Here is an 18,578-nt window from a genome sequence, read left to right as displayed (position 1 = left end):
TTTTTACGCCGCTGTGCTATTGCGCCGCGCCGTCATCAGGTAGCGGTTAAAGAGCGCTGTCAGTGGGTTAGCGCAACCGAAACACACCCCAGCCCGGGTTGAGTAACGGTAGCGCCCGGCAATTTTCCGAGCCTGAATTTCCCCCGACTGCATCCCTTTTTTTATCTCGTAATAAATAACTTTGCCGGACGTACCCAGAGCATGATTAATCGCCTGGGCATCAGAAGCAGGATGTTCCCGTAAAAACGCATAAAGTTGTTCATAACGTGTCATCGCACTCTCCTCATTATTCATCACGTATCCCCCGCTATAATTACCAGGTTTTTCCGATGTTAAACTGGAACTGCTCTGATTTATCGCCACTGTATTTTTTCACCGGCTCGGCATAAGAAAACACCAAAGGCCCGAGCGGAGACATCCATTGCAACGCCACCCCGGCAGAAACACGGATGTCTCCCGGGTCGCTGTAATCCGGGATCCCGGCACTTTCGGTTTGTGCGGTATTTTTCCAGGTGGTACTCCATACCGAACCGGCATCAACAAATAGCGAGGTACGCAGGGAATCCGCGTAACGGTCATTCACAAATGGCGTAGGTACAATCAATTCCGTGTTCAGTACAGCCATGGCATTGCCGCCCACGGCATCTGATGAAGAATCAAGCGGGCACGCACTGTAGCTACTTTCAGAACCATTACACCGGTAATAAGCCGCCTTTGGCCCAATCGTGTTGGAAGAAAACCCGCGAACAGAAGACGAACCACCCGCATAGAAATTGTCATAGAACGGCACAACATGCCCATTCAGGCCCGCCGCGTAACCAGCACGCAGCCGCTCCATCCACACCCAGGTTTTACTGGCGGATAACGGGACATACTGAGTGGTATCAAAAGACAGTTTGTAATAACTGTTATCAGACCCCGGCACTGTCACTTTACCGGTCAGGCTGGTTTTATTACCCGACTGCGGGAAATAACCCCGGTTCAGATCGTTGTATTGCCAGCCCAGGCTGGCAAAGTAATCATTGCCGCTATAACTTGCCCCGCTGTCGCCATCTTTTGTCACCACCTTCGGGTTAATATTTTGCGAACTGAGGTAATTCCAGATAGTCAGTTCCGGATCCATGTTCGTTAAACGGTTATGAACATAATCCAGCCCCAGGTTCAGGCGGTTATTCTCACTGATGGGAAACCCCAGATTGCTGCCCAGGCCGTAACTTTGCAGGTTATAACTGGCTTCATCAGAATCAGAGGCATCGTAGTTGTTATAAAAAATCTTCCCGCCGAGGCTGACGCCATCCGGAGTAAAATAAGGGTCAGTAGCAGATAATTCGACATACGACTGGTAACTGTTTCTTGTGCCATTAAAACTCACGGTGTTACCTGTACCCAGCCAGTTATCCTGGGTCACGCCCAGTTGGTAGCTCACACCGCTGTCTGTTCCATATCCCAGCCCCACATTAAATGAGCCAGTATTACGCTCTTTCACGGTGTAGATAACGTCCACCTGGTCTGCGGTACCAGGAACCGGGCGAGTTTCAGTATCGACTTTCTCGAAAAAGCCAGTCCGGTCGAGCCGTGCTTTTCCCTGTTCAACACTCTCGCTGTTCAGCCAGCCACCTTCCATTTGCCGCATTTCCCGGCGCAGCACTGAATCACGGGTTATATCATTACCTTTGAAAATGATACGGCGCACAGTAAATCGCCGCCCGGCATCCACTTGCATATGCAGCACCACCCGGTGAGAGGTGTCATCAATCTCTGGCTGGGTTCGGACAACAGGGGAAGCGTAGCCATATTTCCCCAACAGTTTTTTAATGGCCTCTTCAGCCTGGGTAATTTTCGCACCACTGTATAAAGAGCCTTTGGGAAAGGTGGCAAGCTTCTCAATTTCGTTGCTGTGCCCTGCCAGGTTGCCTGTCACCTGGGTGCTGTCAATCTGGTAGCGGGCACCTTCATGCAGGTTAATGGTGATATAGAGTGATTTTTTATCCGGGGTCATACTGACCTGGGTGCTGTCGATGGCAAAGCGGGCGTAACCACGGTCGAGGTAATAACTGCGCAATGTCTCTAAATCACCGGCCAGTTTTTCTTTCTGGTATTTCTGGTCTGCCAGCACGTTCCACCAGGGCACGTCGTCACGCAACTGAAAATTATCCAGCAATGTTTGCGTGCTGAAAGCGTGGTTACCAATCAGGTTTATCTGGGTTATTTTCGCTGAAACCCCTTCCTGAAACACGAATTTCAAATCCACCCGGTTGCGGGGCAACGGCGTAACCACCGCTTTTACTGTTGCGCTGTATTTCCCCACACTGTAGTAAAACGACTGCAACGCCTGCTCCATATCAGAGAGCGTATTGCGGTCAAGCGCACTGCCAACAGTAATACCCGATGCATCCAAATTTTGCTTCAACAGCTCGTCTTTAACCGACTTGTTCCCGGCAAAACTGATGCTGGCAATGGTCGGTTTCTCTTTCACCTGCACCAGTAAGGTACTGCCATCGCGGGAGATGGATACATCTTCAAAATAACCGGTCGCATAGAGCGCACGAATCGCATTGCTGATGTCCTGGTTGCTGACGTCATCTCCCTGATGAACAGGCATACTCAGTAATGCAGCTCCAGGCGTTACTCTCTGTAATCCTGTGAACTGAATATCGTTCACGATGGTGCCTTCTGTAGCCCAGACAGTCATTGTCGGCAACAATAAACTCAGAAGCCAGTAATGCCTAATTTGCATAATCTCTTCACTATCCAGCAATGGGTTTTCTGTACACAGCAAATCAACCTGCCAGCAAAGTTATTTATTGGTGGCGAGAGAGGAAATACTCACAGTTTCATGAAGCCGAAAAGTAGCGAGGAAAAATGGTGAAACAATGAAGAAAAAATGAATGAAATAATAGTTATAAAATTATTTCAAACAAAAAAACATTTTATCAAACATCAATGAACTTTCATCTTACAGATTTGTCTCAACACCGTTTACAAAGTGAATCGCCATTAACCATTTTACTTGCCATGGCGCCAAAATACCTGTTTATCGCTCAAACTAATTTTCAGGGCAAGTTTTTCAGATGAAACGATACCACTGGCAGACATTAGCCATACGGTACAAAAGCATTATCGTTTAAAAAACACCCTTGTATTAAATATTACTGGAGATATAACAATGTTGTACCAACCCGGTCCCTGGTCGTTGACCAAAGAAGGAAAAGTGACTGATGCCAGTGGAAATTGTGTACTGATACAAGGTTTTTCCAGTGGGCTTCCCGGGGGGGAAACAGCCGCCAATACCTTACTTTGCCTCTCGGCCCCGGAACTGGTTGAATCACTGGAACTCACCTGCCAGTTATTGCAGGCCTGCGAGCCTGATAATATTCAGGCTCGCCACGCAATCACCCATGCCAATGCACTTATTGCCCGCATAAATAGTCAGGAAATAAATTCCTGATTTACAACTATTGCAAATTATGGCTGAGTGGTTCCACCCTTTTCTTACATTGCCACCCTGCATTAATAATTCACACATTCTTTTTAACCCACCCCAATTCTGAAAAATGATTGGGGCTAATATATAACGCCATAAAGCAGATTCATATTTCCTCCGTTTTCTCATCACTATTCCCCGCTATGGTACACATCACCAGAGCAAATTAACTTACCTGTACTGGTTAAAGCCTGCCCCCGGTTTTGGTTTTAACCTGTTTAACAACAAAGGGAGGTAAATTGTTTATTCTGGGATTTTCATTCCTAACCAATAAGTTGACTTTGCCCACCGCCTGGTGGGCTTTTTTTTTGCACACAGAGCAGCACATTTGCGGATTCACGATTTGTGACTCAAAATCAAATCCATATCACCTTTTGATGCTTTTGTGCTCAAGAAATAACTCACAGTGCCGAAAACGTTAATGGGAGCGTAACACGTTTCCAGAACCCCGGTCTCAATGGCAACACATAAGAAACGTTAACTATGGTGTCATATAAGCTGGTTAATTTAAGAAATCTGATGATAACTTTGTCTGTTGGCAGCGTACTGGCAACGGCAGCGATTTTGCTTGTCCTTGTTTACCGGTTCCAGAGTGATGATTTCCGCCATACCATCTTGTCTGATAACACCGCGTCATCACATAAACTTGCTGAAAGCATTAACCATTATTTTCTGCAGGCACAACATGCTCTGGCCTGGAGCGTGCAGAATGTGCCGGATGCAACCCAGCGCGTAAATCTGGCCCAGGAAGCCCGGCGCCTGTACCAGCAATCGCAACTTTTTAACCGGGTCGCCGTCGTCAATGAACAGAATGTTATTGATGCCATTTTCCCGGCAATGCCTGGCGATAACCACAAACCCCTCAAATCACCAGGCAGCCTGAGTGCGTTGCAAAGCCGGCAACCATTAATAAGTTTGCCCTACATTTCAACTGCGAATAATTTTGTTGTTCTGCTCAGTTACCCACTTAGCTCACCACGGGGGCTGCCGGTGGGTTATATCGCTGGCGTGATTTATTTACACAAAGACAGTGAACTGAACCGGTTACTGAAGAGTTACCACTATACAGAAGGCAACCATGTTCGTATTGAAACACCACAAGGAACAGTCATCTATGACAGCAGCCGTAACCCGGAAGATACATCAGCCTTGCTGGATGAACCAAGTTTGTCTGAACGCCTGCTGAAGAGTGCCTCCGGATCATTTGAAGGAGAAATCCACCACCAGACGGCGCTTATCAGTTACTCAACAGTTAATTCAACAGGATGGAAAGTGGTCATTTATTCGCGCCAGACAGCAGTCAAAGCGATGATGGCATCGTCTATCAGCCTGTCTGCCGGGGTGATATTCCCGGTAATTGTGTTGATTTCCTTAACTGCAGGCTACCTGGCCTCACGCATATCAACACCTCTCACCCGACTTGCGCGAGTAACAGAAAAATTCCCCACAGATGAAAAGCTCAAAAACATTCTCAACATCAACGTCTGGTACTATGAAGCTAAGATATTACGCAAAGCGGTGTATAAAAGTTTACGGGCAATGCAATATACCGTTTCTCGTTTAAACAATGATGCCATGACAGACCAACTTACGGACTTATACAACCGCCGCGGGTTGGTTGAAAAGATGCGCGATTTGCCAGCCGGCAATAATATTATCATCATGCTCGACATTGATAATTTTAAACACATCAATGACAGATATGGCCATGATACGGGTGACCGCACATTAGTCGCTCTGGCAAAACGCCTCAAAAATCTGTGCCGCAGTAGCGATATTATTAGCCGTTTTGGCGGCGAAGAATTTGTGGTGGTGTTGCCAGGTTGCCCGTTTGATACCGGGGTCACAATAGCCGAGCGTATTCGGTTTGGCGTTTCAGGCTACCACGATGAAAGTATCCCGGTATTTACCGTTTCAGTCGGTGTTTACTGCGTAACGGAAGCTGCCGACATCCCGGTAGACCAGGCTATTAAACTGGCTGATATTGCCCTGTATGCCGCCAAGGAAGCTGGCCGCAATTGTGTAGTAACCAATCACCAGGGGCAATTGCGCCGCTACCCACAAGGGAATCTGTTAGTTCAGCCACCACATGACGTGGTGGTTGAAAAAGCCGCATCTAAAATTTGACCATACCAGGCTGGTATATACCGCCAGTACGTTGTGAATAATTTAATTTAAAGCAGTGTAATTTCAACATACTATTATTTAATTAAAAACAAAAAGTCATGGAATGGCTCAGCATTAAAAAGACAAAAACATTACTTAAGAGAAATAACATTCATGCCTGTTATATATTTACAGTTACTTAAAGTAAATTAAGCAATAAGGCAGGTGTCTTTTATTTTATTTTTGCTATATTAAAATTTTACTCTGGAGTATTCAGCTTACAGCGAAGTCAGCTACATTCACTGTAACCTGATGTATAGGATATTTTTAGCAAATAGCTGTATCCAGACACCTTAATTCAAATTATCAAACAGGCCATTCGTTTTATTCGACTGGCCGGGAATGATGTCAGGATGGTTAATGATGAAAATAGACAGCGTACAAACAGGCTGGCTCGCGACAGGCAATAACCTTGCCAGCGACACATCAGCAAGACAACCTCTGGGTATTGAGCGTAGTAGTGGCAACTGGTGCCCACAAACAGGGATGTGGCAAATGACCAACATAACGGCCAGCGCCATTGTGGGTGTGCAGAAAGGGGCGATGATGCCCTGGCATCATGGGCAGTCGGCTAACTGGCGACTGGTGAGTTATGACTACACGAGTGAAGATGCAGCATCCTGATTATCAGAAAGGGTGGTAAAAATAAGCTGTTTTGCCACCCTTGCTGATTTATTACTGGCAGTTAATCTTTTCGCATCAAAAGCGTTTTACACTTTTCGCTTGTGGTTTAATTCAGATATTTCATGTTTTCTGGCTGTGGGGAACAGAACAAACAACAGCCCTTTGCATTGACAGGTTGTATCAGCACTTCTCGCTCAACCAATTGACAGACAGATCTACCCACCGTAAAAGATATTCAACCTTGAAAAATATTTTCTGACTTTTACTACGATCAATAAAAAATAGCTGTACGGGAGGCCGCAACGCAGCCTCGTCAGCGTGGGAATTCTCGTAAGGCTGTCAGATTAAGAAATCGTCTAATGATTTGCCTTGTTCCAGCGCCTGAGCAATCGGCTTTGGAGTACGCCCCTGGCCTGTCCATGTTTTTACTTCACCATTGGTATCAGTAAAACGGTATTTAGCCGGGCGGGCTGCACGCTTCGTTCCAGTACCTTTACCAGCAGTGGCTCCCATTAATAATGAGGGATCCAGTCCGTCCTCTTCCATCAGGCTCAGAATAAGATTAATTTTCTCTTCCCTTTCAGCCAGCACTTCAGCCTGAGCATGTTGTTCTTCACGCTTTTCTTCAGTGACGATCCTGACTTTTTCCAGAATATCTTCAAGCACGTCAATGGAGAAATCGCGAGCCATAGCACGCAATGTGCGGATGTTATTTAATTTTTGCAACTCAACAGTCATTATAATTAGCCACCTTTCACTAAAATAAATAGAATCGTTATTCTAACCATTAAAACGAATACATTTCAAGACTACATAAAAATAACACCAACTAACGCAAGGATAATTATAAGACATAGCAATACTAAACCACCAATAAACAGAAGGATTAATCCTCGTTTTTAAGAAAAATACATACAGTCACCCCCGTTCTGTAACACCGATAAAATAGTCTGGCCATATTCAGCCTGCATTACATTGGCAGGACTGGCGTATTCATCACAATAAGCTGCGTGCTGTGCATGTTTTTTCCCCTGCACGGCCCTCTTGCTGTTACCTCAGTCTGGCCGCCGACCAGTAACAGCACTGCATAAGCAGTCATTTTAAGGAATAGTTATTCACCAATGAAAACAGAATAAAAAACTTAAAAATAACACAAAACAAGAAACAAACAACCAAAGACTAAAAAACAGACAACAACAAAGCATTTCCCACTGAATCCAGTAAAAGTCACGTTGTACCGCTTTATCGCCTTTCGTTGAAATTAAAATTAACTAATTGATAAATAAACAAAACTAGCAAAAAGCCGGAGTTTAATGACATAACCGGCTCAAAAATCAGTATTGCAGCGAATTTTATCGACAAACTTCACTTAAATAAAAATTTTACGCTAATTGCTGTTTTCAACACAGTCATATAATCTGGCGTCATTAACTAAAGCCACTCATATAAACCATAAATAAACAAATAGCCAACACTTATAGCCAGGTTTAACAAGGAGCCCGGAACATGTTCTCGCCACATTCACGCCTGCGTCACGCGGTTGCAGACACCTTTGCAATGGTGGTGTATTGCTCTGTAGTTGGCATGATGATTGAAATATTTATCTCAGGAATGGATTTCCGCCAGTCTCTCTCGTCACGCCTGGTGGCCATTCCGGTTAACATGGTTATTGCCTGGCCGTATGGGCTCTATCGCGACAAAATAATGGGTTATGCACGCAGGGCGGGTGGCGGTAAAAAAGTGAAGAACCTGGCGGATATGTTTGCCTACGTCACATTCCAGTCACCAGTTTATGCTGCCATTCTGTTTACTGTTGGCGCTGACTGGCACCAGATTGTGGCTGCGGTGAGTTCAAATATGGTCGTATCTATGATGATGGGTGCGGCTTATGGTTACTTTCTTGATTTCTGCCGCCGGTTATTCCGTGTTGTTGATGCACAACACCCCGTTCACGCAGAAATATAAAAAACAGTACAACAAAACAGAGATCCATCTGTAGCAGGCTCAAGTAAACAGCACGGGCGGAACCCACTGCCCGTTGCTGGTAACAGGCTAATACCAGCGTGTATTTACTGAATGAAATACTTGCCTGGTATTACCCTTCTCAAGAAAAAATCTGTTTTATTCCACCCGGCCAAACAACCCATCTAAATAACGTTCCAGGGCAATGCGTGAGCTAAAACCGTGGGGAATACCATAATGTGTTTGCTCATCTCCACCTAACCACAGCGGGAAATGTTTATACAATTCGCTGGTTTTTATATCTGATGCAGGCTCCGCCAGTGTATGGCTTCGCTCTTTCATTGCCGGGTGAATAACCAGTGCAGTGCGACCCATCCTCGCTTCCCGGTTTACATAAACATAATTCTCTCCGCGGCGGTATCCATATGCCCCCCGCTCCATGCTGTCCATAATAAAACCAGCCTTCTCCAGAACGCGTGCCACCTCATCGGGTCGTAAATACATTGTGCTTCCTCATCCTCTCATTACAGCTTCGCAACCATACAGCATGGCTACAAGGAGATGCTTTCAGAATAGTCCAGAAACCGTCTTTTACCGCAGTTTCTGCCAGAAAAACGGCATTCTGGCGTCTACACTGTTATCTGAATCACTAAAAAAAGGAGGTCCTGTGTTCAGAAATACCAAACAGAAGACACTTCACAACGCACCAGAAAACCAGGCAATGCAGGATGAGATAACCCATATCGCCAGTACGCTGGAAAAAGTGCTGGACGCCTGGGACAGCGATGCAAAAGAAGAGCGTGACAGCATTAAGCACCACGCTACACGTTTACTGAGTGAAACCCGCGCCCGCCTTAATGGCAATAACCGCCTGCAACAAGCCACGCGTGATGCCGCTCATCACACTGATGAGTGGGTGCACAACAAGCCATGGCACAGTATTGGTCTGGGTGCAGCCGCGGGGGTTATCGTCGGTGCCCTGCTGGCACGAAAATAACATCCTCACACAACCCGGCCACGCGCCGGGTTTACCTCTCTTCCTGCCTGAAGTTGTGGCACAAACGCCCGGCCCATCGCCTCTGCTTAATTACCATATATTGTATGGTTGATAAAAATTGCAACTACATCTAGTATCAAAAACACAAGAGCTCACCCAACGCTGTGCGTCCGGGTGTTTTTTTAACCCTATATATGAGAATACGAATCATGAGCATTAGCATTTACACAAAAGAGAGCTGTGTACAGTGCCATGCCACCAAACGCATGCTGGCACAACGCGCAATCCCCTTTACTTTGATTGATACCGACGCCCACCCGGAATGTGTTGGCTGGTTAAAAAGCCAGGGGTTTCTTCAGTTGCCGGTTGTCATTACTGATACTTTGCGCTGGAGCGGTTTCCGCCCGGATATGATTAACCGCCTGCATTCACAACCCGGGGCTGAAGCATGAGCAATCTGGTGTATTACTCCAGTTCATCGGGAAATACACACCGATTTGTCGAACGCCTGGCAATGCCCGCACTGCGCATCACCACGCCGCCGCATCCAATACTCCATGCCAGCGAGCCCTTTATTTTGATTGTGCCCACTTATGGTGGCGGTGGCAGTAACGGAGCTGTTCCGGCTCCGGTTATTCGGTTTCTGAACCAACCAGAAAACCGGCGTTTGCTGAAGGGAGTGATCGCTTCCGGTAACCGAAGTTTTGGTGCCGGATATTGTCTTGCCGGCAAAGTAATCGCTGAAAAATGCCAGGTGCCCTGCCTGTATCGGTTCGAATTACTCGGCACACCTGAAGACGTCGAAAACGTGAGAAAGGGAGTAAAACAATTTTGGCTACAGCAACTATAACCGCAACCACAACAGCCACCCGCGACCTGGATTACCACGCGCTTAATGCCATGCTGAATATGTATAACAGCGCGGGGCAATTACAACTGGATAAAGACAAAGCAGCGGTGGAGGCTTATTTACACCAACACATAACTCCCGCAACACGCACTTTCACAACCGATGCTGTACGCCTGGAAACACTGGTGGATGAAGGTTATTACGATGGCGCGATACTGGCCCAGTACACGCCAGAAGAACTGGGAAACCTGTTTCTTACTGCCGCTTTAAGTAAGCACCAGTTTGCAACCTTTCTGGGCGCGTGGAAGTTTTATAACAGCTATGCCCTGAAAAGCTTTGATGGCTCACAGTACCTGGAAGATTTCCCGCAACGAGCCTGCATGGTCGCGCTCACTCTGGCCCAGGGAGACGCTCGTTTTGCAGCACAAATACTTACCGAAATACTCACAGGCCGCTTCCAGCCTGCCACACCAACATTCCTTAATGCTGGCAAGCAACAGCGTGGCGAGCTGGTCTCCTGTTTTTTGTTACGTATCGAAGACAACATGGAATCCATTGGCCGGGCTGTTACTCACGCATTGCAGCTATCCAAACGTGGTGGCGGCGTAGCCTTTGTATTGTCTGCATTACGTGAAGCTGGCGCGCCAATAAAAAGAATTGAGAACCAGTCTTCCGGTGTCATACCTGTCATGAAAATGCTGGAAGATGCGTTCAGTTACGCCAACCAACTGGGCGCCAGACAAGGTGCCGGAGCGGTATGGTTGCATGCGCATCACCCCGATATTTTACGTTTTCTGGATACCAAAAGAGAAAACGCCGATGAAAAACTGCGTATCAAAACCCTGTCGCTGGGCGTGGTTATCCCTGATATCACTTTTCGGTTAGCCAAAGAAGATGCGCAGATGGCTCTGTTTTCACCCTACGATGTTGAGCGGGTAACCGGAAAGGCGTTTTGCGATATCAGCATCAGCCAGCACTATGATTCACTGGTAGCCGACACACGCATTCGCAAACGCTGGGTTCGGGCCCGTGATTTTTTCCGTATTCTGGCTGAAGTACAGTTTGAATCGGGCTATCCCTACATCATGTTTGAAGACACGGTAAACCGGGCCAACCCGATTGCGGGTTATATCAACATGAGCAACCTGTGCTCTGAAATTCTGCAGGTTAACCAACCTTCCGTGCTGGCGGAAAACCTGGATTACCTGCACACCGGTAAAGATATCTCTTGTAATCTGGGGTCGTTAAATATTGCTCATACAATGGACTCCCCCGATTTTGCACAAACCGTTGAAACAGCCGTCCGGGCATTAAGTGCAGTTTCAGATTTAAGCGCTATTGAGTGCGTGCCTTCAGTAATGGCAGGAAACGCGTCGGCTCATGCAATTGGGCTGGGTCAAATGAACCTGCATGGTTTTCTGGCGCGCGAAGGGATTGCCTATGGCTCAACAGAAGCCATTGATTTCACCAACATCTATTTTTACTGCATTGCATGGTATGCGTTGCGTGCGTCTAACCGGCTCGCCCGTGAACGTGGCCAGCGTTTTGCAGGGTTTGAACAGTCGCAGTACGCAAGCGGTGAATATTTCCAACGTTACACCAGCAAGTTGTGGCGACCAGAAACAGCCCGGGTACAGCAACTGTTTGACCGTGCGAATATTTGCATACCCGACCAGGCAATGTGGAGCCAGTTGCGTGACGACATCATGCGCGATGGGTTATATAACCAGAATTTGCAGGCTGTCCCGCCCACTGGTTCCATCTCCTATATCAACCATGCTACATCCAGTATTCACCCGGTCATCGCCCCCATTGAAATCCGTAAAGAGGGCAAAACTGGCCGGGTGTATTACCCGGCACCTTTTATTACTGAGCACAACAAACACCTCTACCAGGATGCCTGGCAAATTGGGCCAGAAAAAATTATTGATACCTATGCTGCAGCCACACAACACATCGACCAGGGGTTATCGCTGACGCTCTTTTTCCCGGATACCGCAACCACTCGCGATATCAATAAAGCACAAATTTATGCCTGGCAAAAAGGTATCAAAACTCTCTATTACATTCGCCTGCGCCAACAGGCGTTAGCAGGCACCGCCATTGACGGCTGTGTCTCCTGCACACTGTAAGGAATAACCATGAATACACAACGCCCTGTTAGCGCCATTAACTGGAACCGGCTAATTGACACCAAAGACCTGGAAATCTGGAACCGGCTGACTGCCAATTTCTGGTTACCGGAAAAAATACCACTGGCCAATGACTTGCCTTCCTGGCAAACACTGAGCCACGAAGAACAAACACTGACCATTCGCGTCTTTACCGGGTTAACCCTGCTTGATACCGTGCAAAATACGGTGGGAGCTCCCGGCCTGATGCCCGATGCCCTGACTCCCCATGAAGAAGCGGTGCTGTCCAATATCAGCTTTATGGAAGCAGTACATGCCCGCTCCTACAGCGCAGTTTTCTCCACCCTGTGTTCAATGCAGGAAGTGGATGCGGCATACCAGTGGAGCGAAGAAAACCCATGGCTGCAACACAAGGTTGCGTTAATACTTCAGTATTACCGAGGGGAATGTCCATATCGTAAGAAAATTGCCAGTGTTTGCCTGGAATCATTTTTATTTTACTCGGGGTTTTACTTGCCAATATATTGGTCAGGACGAGGGAAATTAACCAATACCGCAGATCTGATTCGCCTTATTATTCGCGATGAAGCAGTACACGGATATTACATTGGTTATAAATACCAGCAGATGGTGGCGCCACTGAATCATCAGAAAAAACAAGAACTGGAAAATGAAGCCGCAGACCTGATTATGAACTTGTATGATAATGAAGTGTCTTACACGCAAAGTTTGTATCAGCAATCAGGCCTGGTTGATGAAGTAACTGCTTTTCTTTGTTATAACGCCAATAAGGCTCTGATGAATCTGGGCTATCAGGCACTGTTTCCCGCACAAATGTGTGACGTCAACCCAGTAATTTTGTCTGCACTGTCGCCTGGCGCAGATGAAAACCATGATTTTTTTTCGGGTGCTGGCTCTTCTTATGTTATTGGGAAAAGTCTGCAAACCGAAGATGAAGACTGGAACTTCTAATTAAAATATTGCCGGGAAAAAGGGCTGATTTTCCCGGCAACAGGTAACCAGTTGTGCGCCACTGCAACTTAAATCAGTCAGGCCAAACCACCTTCTGGCAAGCATGGTGAAGCAGGTTTAGTTGCGTGTATAAGTACAAGGTTACAGGGAAAATTATTACATACTCAGGCTAACAAATATTTACTATTACAGAGACATTACAGGACAAAATATCCTGCCACTACAACCACCTCATTATCCCTCCTGAATCATCCAACTCTCCGGCAATATCCGCCTAAAAGCTGAACATTGTATATACTGACAGCACAAATTTTGCAGAAAATTGGCAACAGCAGCGCTACGCGCTCAGCCCTTATATCACGGGGTTTGTGGAAAAATATTCAGTTATGGATCACACTTTCACTGGGGGATTAAGGGTTGTCTCAAATTCTGAGTATGTTAGGGTATAGGCAACTAATATTTTCACCAGGACACTTATAGCGTTTAAACAATAACAGGAAAACCATTATTGCATGGCAATTAAATTAGAAGTTAAGAACCTTTATAAAATATTTGGTGAGCATCCTAACAGGGCTTTCAAATATATAGAGCGCGGTTTATCAAAAGAAGAAATCCTTGCTAAAACCGGTCTCTCTCTCGGCGTTAAAGATGCCAGTCTGGCCATTGAAGAAGGCGAAATATTTGTTGTTATGGGCTTATCCGGTTCGGGTAAATCCACATTAGTCCGCCTTCTCAATCGTCTGATTGAACCCACCCGCGGTCAGGTATTGATCGATGGCACTGACATTGCCCAGGTTTCAGACGCAGAATTGCGTGAGGTGCGCAGAAAGAAGATCGCAATGGTCTTTCAGTCCTTCGCGTTGATGCCGCACATGAACGTACTGGAAAATACCGCTTTTGGTATGGAGCTGTCGGGCACACCGGTTGCTGAACGCGAAGAAAAAGCGCTTGATGCACTTCGCCAGGTTGGGCTGGAAAACTACGCACACAGCTACCCGGATGAATTATCTGGTGGTATGCGTCAGCGTGTTGGTCTGGCACGGGCTCTGGCAATTAACCCGGACATCCTGTTGATGGATGAAGCGTTCTCTGCGCTCGACCCATTAATTCGTACTGAAATGCAGGATGAGCTGGTTAAGCTCCAGGCCAAACATCAACGTACCGTGGTGTTTATCTCCCATGATCTCGATGAAGCGATGCGTATCGGCGACCGTATTGCCATTATGCAAAACGGCGAAGTCGTGCAGGTAGGCACCCCGGATGAGATCCTGAATAACCCGGCAAACGATTATGTACGCACCTTCTTCCGTGGTGTGGATATCAGCCATGTGTTCAGCGCCAAAGATATTGCGCGCCGTTCACCTGTTGGGCTGATTCGTAAAACGCCCGGTTTTGGGCCCCGCTCAGCAATTAAACTGCTGCAGGATGAAGACCGCGAATATGGCTACGTGATTGAACGTGGGCAAAAATTTGTCGGTATCGTCTCGATTGACTCTCTGAAAAAAGCGCTGTCTGAAGGCCAGGGGCTGGATGCCGCCTTACTGGAATCGCCCACATCTGTACCAGGAGAAACGCCGCTTAATGAGCTGCTCTCTACCGTGGGCCTTGCACCTTGTGCGATTCCTGTTATCGACGACAACCAACACTATCTCGGCATTATCTCTAAAGGGACACTGCTGAAAGCCTTAGACCGGGAGGGATCAACCAATGAGTAACGCAGCAAATCCATGGGATGCCAGTGGTGCAACCACTGATGCCGCAAGCAATGCAGCAAGTAATGCAGCATCTTCAGCTGATGCATGGGGCACACCAGCCTCATCAGGCAGCTCCAGTGGTGCGGCTGACTGGTTAAACAGCGCGCCGGCTCCCAAACCCGAACACTTTCACTTTATGGATCCGTTCCATAAGACACTGATCCCACTTGATAGCTGGGTCACTCACGCTATTGACTGGGTAGTGTTTCACTTTCGCCCGGTATTCCAGGGCATTCGTGTTCCGATTGATTATATTCTGAGTGCATTCCAGCACTTACTGACAGGTATGCCAGCACCAATGGCGATTCTGATATTCGCCTTAATTGCCTGGCAGATGTCAAACCTGGGCATGGGTATTGCCACTCTGATTTCGCTGGTTGTTATCGGCGCCATTGGAGCATGGTCTCAGGCGATGGTGACACTTGCGCTGGTGCTTACCGCATTGCTGTTCTGTGTGGTAATAGGCCTGCCAATGGGAATATGGCTGGCTCGTAGCAAGAGAGCTGCGAAAATTGTCCGGCCAATACTGGATGCCATGCAAACCACACCGGCGTTTGTTTACCTGGTGCCTATCGTTATGTTGTTTGGTATCGGCAACGTGCCTGGCGTGGTTGTCACCATTATCTTTGCACTGCCACCCATTGTGCGCCTGACGATTCTGGGGATTAACCAGGTGCCGGCAGACCTGATTGAGGCAGCCCGTTCATTTGGCTCCAGCCCGCGCCAAATGCTGTTCAAAGTGCAGTTGCCGTTGGCTATGCCCACCATTATGGCTGGTGTAAACCAGACACTGATGCTGGCGCTGTCGATGGTGGTCATTGCATCAATGATTGCTGTAGGTGGTCTGGGGCAAATGGTTCTGCGTGGCATTGGCCGCCTCGATATGGGGCTGGCAACGGTTGGTGGTGTGGGTATCGTTATTCTCGCCATTATCCTTGACCGTTTAACGCAGTCAGTTGGCCGCGACGCTCGTAGCCGGGGTAACCGCCGCTGGTATACCACTGGCCCGGCAGGCCTGCTGGCCCGCCCATTCATCAAGAAGTAACGCTCAACAAGTCCAGGCAGTTCCGGCTGCCTGAGACTGCATCAGCACCTGGATAGCCATGTTCTTCCGGGCACAACACATCATCGAACAAACCAGCTTATTGGTTTTCGGTCTCTCATGATAAAAAAGGAATAACGATGCGACATTCTGTTCTTTTAGCCACAGCCTTTGCCACACTCGTTTCCACCAGCACCTTTGCGGCGGATTTACCGGGTAAAGGCATTACCGTTAAACCGGTTCAGAGCACCATCTCTGAGGAAAGTTTCCAGACTCTGCTGGTAAGCCGTGCGCTGGAGAAACTGGGCTACACCGTAGATAAACCCAGCGAAGTTGATTACAACGTGGGTTACACCTCTATTGCCAACGGCGATGCCACTTTTATGGCGGTTAACTGGAAACCTCTGCACGACGACATGTATAACGCAGCAGGTGGCGATAAAAAATTCTACCGGGAAGGGACTTATGTAACCGGTGCCGCTCAGGGGTACCTGATCGACAAAAAAACCGCTGAGAAATACCACATCACTAATATTGGGCAGTTAAAAGACCCGAAACTGGCGAAACTGTTCGACAGCAATGGCGACGGTAAGGCCGACCTGACAGGTTGTACGCCAGGCTGGGGCTGTGAGGCGGTGATTAACCACCAGCTCAAAGCCTACGACTTGAGCAATACCGTTGTACATAACCAGGGTAACTACGCCGCAATGATTGCGGATACCATTACCCGTTATAAAGAAGGCAAACCGATTCTGTACTACACCTGGACGCCTTACTGGGTAAGTGATGTTCTGGTGCCAGGCAAAGACGTGGTCTGGTTGCAGGTTCCGTTCTCTTCACTGCCTGGCGCACAGAAAGGTGTTGATACCAAACTTGCCAATGGCGCGAACTATGGCTTCCCGGTCAACAACATGTACATTGTTGCCAACAAAGCCTGGGCCGAGAAAAACCCGGCAGCGGCAAAACTGTTTGCTCTGATGAAACTGCCTATTGCCGACATCAACGCAGAGAATGCCATGATGCACGCAGGCCACGCTTCTGAAGCGGATATTAATGGCCATGTCGATGGCTGGATCAAAGCTCACCAGTCTGAGTTCGATGGCTGGATCAAAGCCTCACTGGCTGCAGCGAAGTAAAACGCCACCACTCAGAACCTCCCTTCACGGGAGGTTCTTTTTTTCTCCCACACCACAAACCGCACGTTCTGCTACCCGATAACCGGGGCAAATTGTTTTTCCTCCATCAATCTTCGCTATTATCTGTGATTCTCACTACAAATTAGCCAATTACACTCGTCATGACTCAACAATATAACGCCGCCAAAACCAGCCCGTTAACGCCTGCACTGACGCTCCTGATGGCGGTTGCCACCGGGCTGGCCGTTGCCAGTAATTATTATGCTCAGCCATTACTGGAAACGATCGCCCGGGCGTTTTCGCTCTCGGTCAACCAGGCCGGATTTATTGTAACAACCGCGCAAATGGGTTACGCCGCCGGGTTACTGCTGATTGTCCCGTTGGGAGATATGTTTGAACGGCGTGCGCTGATTGTCAGCATGACCCTGCTGGCCGCCTGCGGCATGATAATCACGGCCAGCAGCCATTCACTGAGTATGATGCTGGTAGGCACAGCGTTAACCGGGCTATTTTCCGTGGTGGCTCAGATACTGGTTCCTCTGGCCGCAACCCTTGCCGCACCAGAAAAACGTGGCCGCACTGTTGGCACTATCATGAGTGGGTTGTTGCTGGGCATTTTACTGGCGCGAACGGTTGCAGGCGCTCTGGCAAGCCTCGGTGGCTGGCGCACAGTCTGGTGGCTGGCAAGTGGCCTGATGATTATGATGGCACTGGCACTCTGGCGCATGCTGCCAACCGTAAAACAGGAAAATCACCTGAATTACCCCCAATTACTGGTTTCCATTTTTTCCCTCTACTTTCACAACCGGGTATTACGCACCCGGGCACTGACAGGCGGATTGATCTTTGCGCAGTTCAGTATGTTGTGGACCTCAATGGCGTTTTTACTTTCTGCCCCACCCTTTTCCTTTTCCGAAGCTGTCATTGGTTTATTTGGCCTGGCAGGCGCAGCAGGTGCACTGGGAGCCCGCCCGGCCGGTGGCCTGTCAGATAAAGGTAAGTCGCACCTGACAACCACTGCGGGTTTGGTTCTGTTGGTTCTGGCCTGGATAGCCATTTATCTGGGGAAATTTTCAGTTATCCCTTTAATGGCCGGTATTGTGCTGCTCGACCTGACAGTCCAGGGTGTACACATTACCAACCAGAGTGTAATTTACCGTTTGTACCCGCAAGCCCGTAACCGGCTGACTGCCGGGTATATGACCACTTACTTTATTGGTGGCGCATTCGGCTCACTGGTTTCTGCAAGTGCTTACCAACACGCAGGCTGGATGGGCGTTTGCCTGGCCGGTGCCGGTACCGGTGTACTAAGCCTGGTGGTATGGGCACTGGGGTATCATCGTCAGGCCCCGGTTAACGAAACCCCGCAATGACGCATAACCAGGTGAGTCAGTAAACGCTCACTTACTTCTTTAGTCTGGTGTTCAGCGCTCTACACCACAACGAGAGATCCTCTGGC

Annotated in this window: 17 protein-coding genes; 13 read left to right on the top strand and 4 right to left on the bottom strand. The window is 48.0% G+C overall.

The window, feature by feature from the left end; translation table 11 throughout:
* Positions 1–3 precede the first annotated feature (3 nt).
* Together DT73_RS03375 and bamA are read right to left on the bottom strand one after the other, a co-directional pair.
* A complete protein-coding gene (locus tag DT73_RS03375; RefSeq protein WP_036103897.1) occupies positions 4–273 on the bottom strand; it encodes a hypothetical protein in 270 nt (89 codons plus the stop codon).
* A 40-nt stretch (positions 274–313) separates the two neighbouring features.
* Positions 314–2,737 (bottom strand): outer membrane protein assembly factor BamA, encoded by a 2,424-nt coding sequence (bamA, locus tag DT73_RS03370; RefSeq protein ID WP_036103894.1) that lies wholly within the window; start codon positions 2,735–2,737, stop codon positions 314–316.
* Between the two features lie 429 nt (positions 2,738–3,166).
* Here bamA and DT73_RS03365 point away from each other — a divergent pair, with 429 nt between their 5' ends.
* From DT73_RS03365 to DT73_RS03355, 3 genes are all read left to right on the top strand, one after another.
* On the top strand, positions 3,167–3,448 hold the full coding sequence (locus DT73_RS03365; RefSeq protein WP_036103892.1) for a hypothetical protein: 282 nt from the start codon (positions 3,167–3,169) through the stop codon (positions 3,446–3,448).
* A 555-nt stretch (positions 3,449–4,003) separates the two neighbouring features.
* Positions 4,004–5,611: a diguanylate cyclase gene (locus DT73_RS03360; protein ID WP_160173953.1), complete on the top strand. Its 1,608-nt coding sequence runs from the start codon at positions 4,004–4,006 to the stop codon at positions 5,609–5,611.
* Between the two features lie 399 nt (positions 5,612–6,010).
* Complete coding sequence (locus DT73_RS03355) at positions 6,011–6,274, top strand: hypothetical protein (protein ID WP_036103888.1); 264 nt, start codon at positions 6,011–6,013, stop codon at positions 6,272–6,274.
* 339 nt (positions 6,275–6,613) lie between these two features.
* Here the strand turns inward: DT73_RS03355 and stpA are convergent, their stop codons facing one another.
* Entirely contained in the window at positions 6,614–7,012 is a 399-nt protein-coding gene (stpA, locus tag DT73_RS03350) for a DNA-binding protein StpA (RefSeq protein WP_036103886.1), read from the bottom strand.
* A gap of 768 nt (positions 7,013–7,780) precedes the next feature.
* On the opposite strand from stpA, the gene DT73_RS03345 reads away from it, so the two are divergent.
* Complete coding sequence (locus tag DT73_RS03345) at positions 7,781–8,239, top strand: L-alanine exporter AlaE (protein WP_036103876.1); 459 nt, start codon at positions 7,781–7,783, stop codon at positions 8,237–8,239.
* Positions 8,240–8,395: 156 nt separating this feature from the next.
* Here the strand turns inward: DT73_RS03345 and DT73_RS03340 are convergent, their stop codons facing one another.
* On the bottom strand, positions 8,396–8,740 hold the full coding sequence (locus DT73_RS03340) for a DUF2002 family protein (RefSeq protein WP_036103874.1): 345 nt from the start codon (positions 8,738–8,740) through the stop codon (positions 8,396–8,398).
* 163 nt (positions 8,741–8,903) lie between these two features.
* Between DT73_RS03340 and DT73_RS03335 the strand changes: the two genes are divergently transcribed.
* The 9 genes from DT73_RS03335 to DT73_RS03295 all read left to right on the top strand — a co-directional run bounded on the left by DT73_RS03335 (position 8,904) and on the right by DT73_RS03295 (position 18,492).
* Complete coding sequence (locus tag DT73_RS03335; protein ID WP_036103872.1) at positions 8,904–9,233, top strand: DUF883 family protein; 330 nt, start codon at positions 8,904–8,906, stop codon at positions 9,231–9,233.
* A 209-nt stretch (positions 9,234–9,442) separates the two neighbouring features.
* The gene (gene nrdH / locus DT73_RS03330; RefSeq protein WP_036103871.1) at positions 9,443–9,685 is read left to right on the top strand and encodes a glutaredoxin-like protein NrdH; all 243 of its coding nucleotides are present in this window, start codon (positions 9,443–9,445) and stop codon (positions 9,683–9,685) included.
* Positions 9,682–10,083, top strand: coding sequence for a class Ib ribonucleoside-diphosphate reductase assembly flavoprotein NrdI (gene nrdI, locus DT73_RS03325; protein WP_036103869.1), 402 nt, complete (start codon positions 9,682–9,684; stop codon positions 10,081–10,083). Before nrdH ends, nrdI begins: the two co-directional genes overlap by 4 nt.
* Positions 10,065–12,215, top strand: coding sequence for a class 1b ribonucleoside-diphosphate reductase subunit alpha (gene nrdE / locus DT73_RS03320; RefSeq protein WP_084172231.1), 2,151 nt, complete (start codon positions 10,065–10,067; stop codon positions 12,213–12,215). The genes nrdI and nrdE overlap by 19 nt, the downstream gene beginning before the upstream one ends.
* 9 nt (positions 12,216–12,224) lie before the next feature.
* Positions 12,225–13,187: a class 1b ribonucleoside-diphosphate reductase subunit beta gene (gene nrdF, locus DT73_RS03315; RefSeq protein ID WP_036103867.1), complete on the top strand. Its 963-nt coding sequence runs from the start codon at positions 12,225–12,227 to the stop codon at positions 13,185–13,187.
* Positions 13,188–13,699: 512 nt separating this feature from the next.
* On the top strand, positions 13,700–14,902 hold the full coding sequence (gene proV, locus DT73_RS03310) for a glycine betaine/L-proline ABC transporter ATP-binding protein ProV (RefSeq protein WP_036103866.1): 1,203 nt from the start codon (positions 13,700–13,702) through the stop codon (positions 14,900–14,902).
* On the top strand, positions 14,895–15,986 hold the full coding sequence (gene proW, locus DT73_RS03305) for a glycine betaine/L-proline ABC transporter permease ProW (RefSeq protein WP_036103863.1): 1,092 nt from the start codon (positions 14,895–14,897) through the stop codon (positions 15,984–15,986). The genes proV and proW overlap by 8 nt, the downstream gene beginning before the upstream one ends.
* Positions 15,987–16,123: 137 nt before the next feature.
* A complete protein-coding gene (gene proX, locus DT73_RS03300; RefSeq protein WP_036103861.1) occupies positions 16,124–17,119 on the top strand; it encodes a glycine betaine/L-proline ABC transporter substrate-binding protein ProX in 996 nt (331 codons plus the stop codon).
* A gap of 161 nt (positions 17,120–17,280) precedes the next feature.
* Entirely contained in the window at positions 17,281–18,492 is a 1,212-nt protein-coding gene (locus tag DT73_RS03295) for an MFS transporter (protein WP_051691252.1), read from the top strand.
* The last annotated feature ends 86 nt before the right edge of the window (positions 18,493–18,578 follow it).

The sequence above is a fragment of the Mangrovibacter sp. MFB070 genome, assembly GCF_000705335.1.
Classification (GTDB): domain Bacteria; phylum Pseudomonadota; class Gammaproteobacteria; order Enterobacterales; family Enterobacteriaceae; genus Mangrovibacter; species Mangrovibacter plantisponsor.
Note: the sequence above shows the minus strand (reverse complement) of the source record. Positions and strands in the feature narration are given on the sequence as shown.